Below are 9102 nucleotides of genomic sequence, written 5' to 3'. Positions count from 1 at the left end.
GAAGAAACCCTGCCGGACGGTGGCGTGCGGCGCTTTTCCTACGATGCGCTGGGGCGGCGGACTACCACCCAGGACGAATTTGGTGTTGTCAGCCATCAGCAGTGGGACGCGGCCGGCCGACTGATCCTGGCGACTTCTCCTACGGGAAGCACCCGCGCCTACAGCTACGGCGCCTACGGCCAGATCACCGCCGAGCGCGATGAACTGGGGCGCATCACCCGCTATGAATATGACGACGACCTGCACCTGGTCTCGCGGCGAATCAATCCCGACGGCACCCGCGTGCAGTACCGCTATGACCATGCGCGGTTGCTGCTCACCGAGATTGAAAACGAATCGGGCGAAAAATACCGTCTGGATTACACGCCCACCGGATTGATCCGACAGGAAACCGGGTTTGACGGGCGGCGCACCGCGTATGTTTATGACCTGAATGGCCATCTGCTGGAAAAGACCGAGTCTGGTGATTTCGGCCCCAGCCTGGTTACCCGCTACGAGCGCGACAGCGCCGGGCGCTTGCTCGTCAAAACCCTGCCCGACGGGATCAAAGTCCGCTACGACTACGATCGCCTCGGCCGGCTGATCGGCGTCGATGACGGCCAGAATCATCCGCTGGCCTTTGAGTATGACCGTCAGGATCGCTTGATCACCGAGCACCAAGGCTGGGGCACCTTGCGCTACGCCTACGACGCTTGTGGCCAGCTCAAACGCCTGCGCCTGCCGGACAACAGCAAACTCGACTATCACTACGCCAAGGGCGGTGCGCTGAGCGCCATCGACCTCAACGGCACGCCGCTCACGCGCCACATCTACCAGTCCGGCCGCGAGCAGCAACGTCAGCAGGGTCTGCTGCTCAGCGAATATGCCTACGACGACCAGGGCCGCTTGCTCGCCCACGCTGTAGGCCATCGCCACGCCTCGCTGTACCGCCGCGATTATGCCTACAGCGCCAACGGCAATCTCGAGCACATCGCCGACAGCCGCCACGGCCAGCGCACCTACGGCTACGACGCCCTCGACCGGCTGATTCGTGTCAGCCATTCACGCGACGAACTGCCCGAATCCTTCGCCCACGACCCGGCCGGCAACCTGCTGACGCAGGACCGCCCCGGCCCCGCGCAGATCAAAGGCAACCGCCTGCTGATGCAGGGCGATCGCCATTACGACTACGACGCCTTCGGCAACCTGATCCGCGAACGCCGAGGCCACGGCCAGACCCTCGTCACCGAATACCGCTACGACTGCCAGCATCGCCTCATCAGCCTGACCCGCCCGGATGGCCAGACCGCCAGCTACCAGTACGACGCCTTCGGCCGCCGGATTCGCAAAACCGTCGACGGCACCGTCACCGAGTTTTTCTGGCAAGGCGAGCACCTCATCGCCGAGAGCAGCACCACGCAATACCGCAGCTTCGTCTACGAACCCGGCACCTTCCGCCCATTGGCAATGCTCGACGGCAAAGGCCCGAAAAAGGCCTGCCCGTTCTACTACCAACTCGACCACCTCGGCACCCCGCAGGAACTTACCGACTACAGCGGCGAAATCGTCTGGTCCGCGCAATACGACGCCTACGGCAAAGTCGCCGCCGTCACCCTCGCCGGCGAAGACTACCTCGACCAACCGCTGCGCTTTCAGGGGCAGTATTTCGATGTTGAAAGCGGATTGCATTACAACCGGCATCGGTATTACGACCCGAGATTGGGGCGGTATCTGACCCCGGACCCGGTGAAGCTCGCGGGTGGGTTGAATCAGTACCAGTACGTGCCGAATCCGACGGGGTGGGTGGATCCGTTGGGGTTGACGTCTAATTGCCCGCCGCCGAAGAAGCCTGGGTGTGAGGTGCCAGGTGGGATCGGCGGGGCTAAAGTTGATGAGGGTGAACCTGCCCTGCCGAAGATGACGGCACAGGAGCGTCGGTCGCGGATTGATGAGTTAGCGGAGGCGAATGCGAAGCGAGAAGTCTTGAAACTGGAGAAAAAACACAATATGCATACCGTTGCGAAGCATAACCCAGAGATTCCAGATAAAGCCCTGAAACAGAGATCAATTGATGGTAGTCATCCAACCAAAAAGGGTAAGAAAGGACCAACAAGGCCTAGCTCGCAATTCAAGACTTGGTTGCTGCAACTGAATGCAATAAATGATGCGATAACTAGAATGGATAGAAAAAAACCTATAGCTACGGGCTATACCAAAGATGGTGATCCTATCATTAGAAAGGAAATGCCGAGAGGGGGGAGGGGGTACAAACCAAACAAAAAGGACAAGGACAACCCTAAATTTATAAAGGATTTGAATTTCTCAGAAGTGCGATTCGATCAGGCGAGTGGCAAACCTTACACGGCTTTTCCAGATTAGGGAGTGCGATATGTTAATGTGGCCGAAATTCAATACGCCTTTTGAACCCACGATGCATTATTGGTTGGGCGGCATCTCCGTTTTTGGTCGAGAGGAAACTCTCGGTGCTGAATTGTGGACGTACAATCCCAACAGCCGAGACGACCGAAGGGATGTCATTCATAAGTACATCTTGCGTAGATTTGATTGCTTGACATATCGGCACAAATTCCTGCTGTTTGATGTGCTAAGGAAGGCGCTGAGTTCGCCAAGTTTTGATTTTTCTTCATTATTTCAGAGTGATGAGGATGCTAATTTTTATTTGGCTTGGGATGAAACAGAAATTCATGATTCGAGAGTTTTTTTTGAAGATATATATAATGCAGTACTCATAGAGTGGAAAGATGATTTGCTTCGGGCGAGTTCGGAAGCATAAGCTTCTTAGTGAGCGCGTTTTCGGAATTTATAATATAAAAGGGATTTTTTTTGTGGTTGGGTTATCAGTTGTTAATAATGTGTTTATTTGTGTAATTCTCTGGAATTTTGTGACCGCCGTAATCGCCGGCGAATCTCAAGATCTTCTGAGATCAATTGAGCAAAATGATTGTCATCCATCGATTGATAAGCTTTATAAAATTGCTGTGAGTGGTGATGTAGATGGCCAGTTGGCATTTGGATATGCTGCAAGCAAAAACCTTTGTGAGGCTGTCGAGTTAGGAGGGAAATATTCTATTGATTGGTTTCGCTCTGCTGCGCAGCAAGGCAATGCAACCGCACAAGCTGAACTTGCTAAAAAACTTGTTAGTACTTGGGATGCAACAAATGAAGAGGAGGCTTTTGATTGGTATCGATTGGCCGCAGACCAAGGAAATGCTAACGCCCAATTTGGATTGGCACAAATATACGATCGCGGTCGAACGCTGTCTAGGAATATTCCAAAGAGCGATAGTGAGGCCATGGATTTGTATCTGAAGGCTGCGGCGCAAGGCCATGTAGGTTCGTTCTTTGTATTGTCTCAGATTTATGGCAAAGGGCAGATGGTGAAGAGAGATGTGTGGAAAGAGGCTTACTGGAATAAGAAAGGTGCTGAAAGTGATGATCATTATGCTCAAGTTCGGTTGGCGAATATGTATAAAAAAGGAGAGGGTGTAGCTCAGAGTGATGCGAAGGCAAGGTATTGGTATAGCCAAGCTAATGCACTAGGCAATAAATATGCAAAAACTAGCTTGGCCAGAATGCTTCGAGATGGCGAAGGAGGACCAGTTGATAAAAAAATAGCAGTTAAGCTATTTGCTGAGGCAGCTGAAGCGGAAGAGTCTAATGCCCAATATGAACTTGGAAGGATATATTTACACGGCCTGCTTGGGGTACGGAAAGACACAGCGATAGCTAAAATTTGGATGATGAAAGCGGCCAAGAGATTACATCCTCTCGCAATCGAGGAGTTGGAAGGCTTAGAGTAAAAGTTCGTGTTTTGTGTGTTGTGGGGTTCGAACACGATTATTTGCTACGATTCAGTAATAGTTATTGGTTTACCTTTCTCAGATCGGTCAGAGACGCGTTCACAGAGGTACGTATTGTTTGAGGTTCACCGTTGACCCATCGACTGCGAATAGTGGAGGGCTTCGGTCGTTAGGCTATCCAACAAATACACACTAAACCCCACAACCCCCTTCGCATGATGCTTAGCCTGCGAAGCCATCTCCGCAAGCTGGCTGGCATCTAGCGTTGCGCAAGCTTCGGGCCGCAAATGCACCACCCCGATCGATAACGATAACAACGCAAACTCCTGCCGCACGCCTTGGCGATTGGGTGCAACGAAGCAGCCGGCCTCCAGATGCTCGGGGCGATAGAACCGGCGGCATTGGCTCTGGAAGTCGTCGAGCAGTTGGTTGAGGCGTTTGCGCCAGTCTTCGGGGCCGAGGACGAGGAGGAAGTCGTCGCCGCCGATGTGGCCGACGAAGTCGCGGGTGGGGTCGATGCGTTCGTTGAGGCACTGCGCGAGGCAGAGCAGGACTTCGTCGCCGCGGCCGTAGCCGTAGATGTCGTTGAAGGGTTTGAAGCTGTCGATGTCGACGTAGCAGATGATCGACTCGCGGGCCTGTTGCAGCAGGCGGGTGAGGCATTGCTGGATCGGTACATTGCCCGGCAGCAGGGTAAGGGGATTGGCGTAGCGCGCCTGTTGAATTTTCAGTTCGGTGATCAGTTTCAGCACGTCGATGACGCGGCCAAGGCCGAGGTAGCCACCGTTGAGGGTGATGATGAAATCTTCTTCGATGCGCTGGCGGGCGCGGCTGGTGATCAGGCGGCTGACTTGCTGCAGCGACTGGCTGATTTCCACGGCGAGGAAATCGTCATTCATCAGGCGGCTGATCGGTTTGCGGGCGAACAGATCGGTGGCAAATGGTTTGAGCAAAGCGTCCGACAGCGAATGGCGGTGGACGATGCCACAGGGCTGGCCTTGTTCGTCGAGCACGGCGAGTGAATTGAGGTTGGCCTGGCGGCGGAAGGCTTCCAGCACGGTGGCGGTGGGCGTATCGCGCTGTACGGCGGGCTGGTCGTTGAGCAGGGCACTGAGGTCGCTGCCTTCGTCATTCAGCGCGACGGCGCCACTGTCATGCTTGGGCATCAAGGCGCGAGCGTCGCGGGATGGATGTTCCTGAGGGCGGCCGAGCAGATAGCCCTGCACCAGATCGACACCCATTTCAGTCAGCACCGCGAGTTCTTCCGGGAGCTCGATGCCCTCAGCAATCACTTGCGCGCGCGAAGCTTTGGCGATTTGCAGGATCGAGCCAACAAACTCTCTTTTCAACGCATCCTGATGAATGCCATCGATGAAGTGTCGGTCGATCTTCACGTAATCCGGACGCAGTTCCGACCACAAACGCAGGCTTGAATACCCGGCACCGAGGTCATCCAGGGCAATGGAAAACCCCATCGCCCGGTAGTGATGCAGGGCGTTTTGCAGCAACTGGAAGTCATCGATTGGCGTTTGCTCGGTGAGTTCGATGACGACTTGGCTCGGCGCAATGCCCAAGTCCTGCAGCAGTTGCAAGGTACGCCCGGGTTGGTGCGCGGATTCGAGCAAGGACTCCGGCGAAACGTTGAGAAATAGCTTGCCGGGCAATTGCTGCTCATTGAAGCGGCGGCAGGCGCTTTGTCGGCAGGCGATTTCCAGTTCGCTCAATCGTCCGGCCTGTCGCGCTACGGCGAACAGGGCAATCGGCGAGTGAAGAGGGCTGTTGGACGGGCCACGGGTAAGGGCCTCATAACCGAGGATGCGGCGTTCCGACAGGCAGATGATCGGCTGGAACAGACTGTGTAAACCGCTTTGAGTCAGGATCGAGCTCAAGGCGCTCAGCTGTTCGGTCGTGGTCATGGCAATCTCTGGCGATAAAAAAAGGACCGGGAGCGCTTGCTCTCGGTCCTTTATTGCACGACAGAATGATGACTGTTTGATGACGATCCGGGGATCGTCAGCACTAAATTGCCATCACTTACTTCTTGGCGACTTGATTGCTCAGCTTCAGGTAATCCAGCAGCACGCGCCCGGTTTCGCTCAGGTAGGCATCGTCTTCCGGTTTGACCTTGTCCGGCTCGGCAGCGGCCAGTGCGTCTTCGTCTTCTTTCTTCAGCTCTTTGAGCGGTTCTTCGCCTTTGGCCTTGCGACGGATGTTCTCCATCGCCAGTTGCCTGGCGTCGATATCGGCGTGCTGGGCACGACGCTCTGCTTCGTTGAGGCTGACGGTTTTTTCTTCCATCAGTTTCTGTGCCAGGGCGAGTTTGTCGCGAATGAACACGAACTCGGCATCCTTGTTGGTGCGCGCGTCATGCTCGGACTTCAACTGGGCCAGGAACGGCTTGAACGGATCGGCTGCCGGTTTGATCGCCGCGCGGATGGTGTCCCACGGCATTGCTTCCGGCAGGGCGCTCTCACCGATTTCCTTGGTGTCGATCAGCGACGGGTAGTCGATGTCCGGCAGCACGCCCTGATGCTGGGTGCTCTGCCCGGAGACACGGTAGAACTTGGCCAGGGTCAGTTTCAGTTCGCCATGGTTCAGCGGCTGAATGGTCTGCACGGTGCCTTTGCCGAAGGTCTGGCCACCGATGATCAGCGCGCGATGATAGTCCTGCATGGCGCCGGCAAAGATCTCCGAAGCCGAGGCGGACAGGCGGTTGACCAACAGCGCCATCGGGCCTTTGTAGAACGCGCCCGGATTTTCATCTTCGAGCACGTCGACACGGCCATCGGCATTACGCACCAGCACGGTCGGACCCTTGTCGATGAACAGACTGGTCAGCTCGGTGGCTTCCTGCAGGGAACCGCCTCCGTTGTTGCGCAGGTCGATGACCACGCCGTCGACCTTGTCTTTCTGCAGTTCGGTGAGCAGCTTCTTGACGTCGCGGGTGGTGCTCTTGTAATCCGGGTCACCTGCACGGAAGGCCTTGAAGTCGAGGTAGAAGGCCGGGATTTCGATCACGCCAAGTTTGTAGTCCTTGCCGTCCTGTTTCAGGCTGAGGATCGACTTCTTCACGGCCTGATCTTCGAGCTTCACCGCTTCACGGGTGATCGGCACGATCTTGGTGGTCTGGTCGTTCGGCGCATTGCTCGCCGGGATCACTTCCAGTCGCACCACGGTACCTTTCGGGCCGCGGATCAATTTCACCACTTCGTCCAGGCGCCAGCCGACCACGTCGACCATCTCCTTGTTGCCCTGGGCAACGCCGATGATCTTGTCGGCCGGAGCAACTTGCTTGGTCTTGTCGGCCGGGCCTGCCGGCACCAGACGCACGACCTTCACTTGATCGTTATCGCTCTGCAACACGGCGCCGATGCCCTCAAGGGACAGACTCATGTTGATGTCGAAGTTTTCCGCGTTATCCGGCGACAGATAGTTGGTATGCGGATCGTAGGACATGGCGAAGGTGTTGATGTACGCCTGGAAGATGTCCTCGGCACGGGTCTGGTCGAGGCGCGCCAACTGGTTCTTGTAGCGCTTGGTCAGGGTTTCCTGGATCTGCTTCGGCTCTTTGCCGGCGATCTTCTGGCGCAGCACTTCGTCCTTGACGCGTTTGCGCCACAGGTCATCGAGTTCTGCGGTGGACTTGAGCCAAGGTGCGTCCTTGCGATCGATCAGCAAGGTCTCCCTGGTGTTGAAGTCCATCTTGTCGACGCCTTTGTTCAGCTCGGCAAGGGCAAAGTCCAGACGCGCTTTGACGCGGTCCAGATAGCGCTTGTAGATGGTGAACCCGGCGTTGAGGTCGCCGCTCTTGAGAAAGTCGTCGAACTGGGTTTTCCACTTGTCGAATTCAGCGATATCGCTGGCCATGAAGTAGCTGCGCGACGGGTCGAGCAGCTTGATGTAGCTGTCGTAGATGATCACCGAGCGCGCATCGTCGAGCGGCGGCTTGCTGTAGTGGTGACGCTTGAGCAACTCGACGACGTTCAGGCTGGCGATGACTTCATCGCGATCAGGCTGCAACTTGTCCCAGCTGTTGGCTGCGAATGTGGTGCCCGACACCGGCAACAGGCCGATACCGATGAATAGAGCGAGGGCGGTGCTGGGGAGCAGATGCTTCATGCTGATTCGACGCGGGGACAATTGATAACGCATATTAGGCCGTCTTTGAAGTCGCCGGTTCTTTGAGAGCCGGTCGCATAATGCAAAAAGCCCGGCGCTACAGCTTCGGGCTCAGTCCAGACTCACTATGGAGGCAGTGTGAAGTCATTGCAAGGCGTTGAAGGTCAAGTGGCATGGGTTGAAGAGCCGAGTCCTACATGTGATGTAGGACAAGTCCGCATCCGTGTGGCGGCAGCCGGCCTCAATCGCGCCGATTTATTACAGAAGGCAGGGCTTTATCCGCCGCCGCCCGGGGCCAGCCAAGTGCTCGGTCTTGAGTGCTCAGGGGTGATCAGCGAGGTCGGTGCGGGCTCGTCCTGGCAGGTCGGCGATCGGGTTTGCGCCTTACTGGCTGGGGGCGGCATGGCCGAAGAAGTGGTCGTCGACGGACGGCATGTGCTGCCGGTGCCCGAGGGTGTTTCGCTGATCGAGGCGGCGGCATTGCCTGAGGTGTACGCCACCGTCTGGCTGAATGTGTTTCAACTTGCAGCGCTGAAACCCGGTGAGAAAATTCTCTTGCACGCCGGCGCAAGTGGAATCGGTTCAGCGGCCATTCAGCTGTGCAAGGCGTTTGGTAACCCGTGCTGGGTCAGCGTCGGCTCCGCCGAGCGCCTGGCTTACTGCGAAACACTGGGTGCCCAGGGCGGCGTGGTGCGTACCGATGATCTGGAGAGTCTGCGCGACTTCGGACCGTTTGATGTGATTCTCGACCCGGTAGGCGGCAATTATTCAGCATTGAACCTCAAGCTGATGGCGCTGGACGGGCGTTGGGTGTTGATCGGTTTGATGGGCGGGCGTGAGGCGAAACTGGATCTGGCACAGGTGTTGGCCAAGCGCGTGCAACTGCTGGGTTCGACGCTGCGCAGCCGTGACGATCAGTTCAAGGCTGATCTGCTCAGCGATCTGGGCCAGCATGTCTGGCCGCTGTTTGCCGAGGGTCGCTTGCGTGCGCAACTGGCCAGAACGTTTGCGGTGAAGGATGCCGAAGTGGCGTTTGCCGCGTTGGCGAGCAATACGGTGGCGGGCAAGCTGGTGTTGGTGATTGACGACAATCTGAGCTGACAATGCCAAACCCCTGTGGGAGCGGGCTTGCTCGCGAAGGAGTGGTGTCAGTCAACATCGATGTTGAATGAACAATCGCCTT

General features: G+C 56.5%; 6 protein-coding genes. 4 read left to right on the top strand and 2 right to left on the bottom strand.

Annotated elements, in window-relative coordinates; all coding sequences use genetic code 11:
• The 3 genes from ACP7D9_RS28195 to ACP7D9_RS28185 form a co-directional block, all read left to right on the top strand.
• A partial coding sequence (locus tag ACP7D9_RS28195) for an RHS repeat-associated core domain-containing protein (RefSeq protein ID WP_426160261.1) occupies positions 1–2358 on the top strand: 2358 nt, incomplete at its 5' end.
• Between the two features lie 10 nt (positions 2359–2368).
• On the top strand, positions 2369–2773 hold the full coding sequence (locus ACP7D9_RS28190) for a hypothetical protein (RefSeq protein WP_426160260.1): 405 nt from the start codon (positions 2369–2371) through the stop codon (positions 2771–2773).
• Complete coding sequence (locus ACP7D9_RS28185) at positions 2742–3800, top strand: tetratricopeptide repeat protein (RefSeq protein ID WP_426160259.1); 1059 nt, start codon at positions 2742–2744, stop codon at positions 3798–3800. Before ACP7D9_RS28190 ends, ACP7D9_RS28185 begins: the two co-directional genes overlap by 32 nt.
• Before the next feature lie 125 nt (positions 3801–3925).
• Here ACP7D9_RS28185 and ACP7D9_RS28180 read toward each other — a convergent pair whose 3' ends face one another.
• Both ACP7D9_RS28180 and ACP7D9_RS28175 read right to left on the bottom strand, forming a co-directional pair.
• Positions 3926–5716, bottom strand: coding sequence for a bifunctional diguanylate cyclase/phosphodiesterase (locus ACP7D9_RS28180; protein ID WP_426160258.1), 1791 nt, complete (start codon positions 5714–5716; stop codon positions 3926–3928).
• Positions 5717–5834: 118 nt separating this feature from the next.
• Positions 5835–7919: a carboxy terminal-processing peptidase gene (locus ACP7D9_RS28175; RefSeq protein ID WP_426160257.1), complete on the bottom strand. Its 2085-nt coding sequence runs from the start codon at positions 7917–7919 to the stop codon at positions 5835–5837.
• A gap of 138 nt (positions 7920–8057) precedes the next feature.
• Between ACP7D9_RS28175 and ACP7D9_RS28170 the strand changes: the two genes are divergently transcribed.
• Complete coding sequence (locus ACP7D9_RS28170) at positions 8058–9020, top strand: zinc-binding dehydrogenase (protein WP_426160256.1); 963 nt, start codon at positions 8058–8060, stop codon at positions 9018–9020.
• Positions 9021–9102 lie beyond the last annotated feature (82 nt).

Source organism: Pseudomonas sp. TSRC2-2, from assembly GCF_049897785.1.
Classification (GTDB): domain Bacteria; phylum Pseudomonadota; class Gammaproteobacteria; order Pseudomonadales; family Pseudomonadaceae; genus Aquipseudomonas.
Note: the sequence above shows the minus strand (reverse complement) of the source record. Positions and strands in the feature narration are given on the sequence as shown.

Coding starts and splice junctions, on each gene's coding strand:
- ACP7D9_RS28185 (WP_426160259.1), top strand. CDS start 2,742: ATGATTTGCTTCGGGCGAGTTCGGAAGCATAAGCTTCTTAGTGAGCGC.
- ACP7D9_RS28175 (WP_426160257.1), bottom strand. CDS start 7,919: ATGAAGCATCTGCTCCCCAGCACCGCCCTCGCTCTATTCATCGGTATC.
- ACP7D9_RS28180 (WP_426160258.1), bottom strand. CDS start 5,716: ATGACCACGACCGAACAGCTGAGCGCCTTGAGCTCGATCCTGACTCAA.
- ACP7D9_RS28190 (WP_426160260.1), top strand. CDS start 2,369: ATGTTAATGTGGCCGAAATTCAATACGCCTTTTGAACCCACGATGCAT.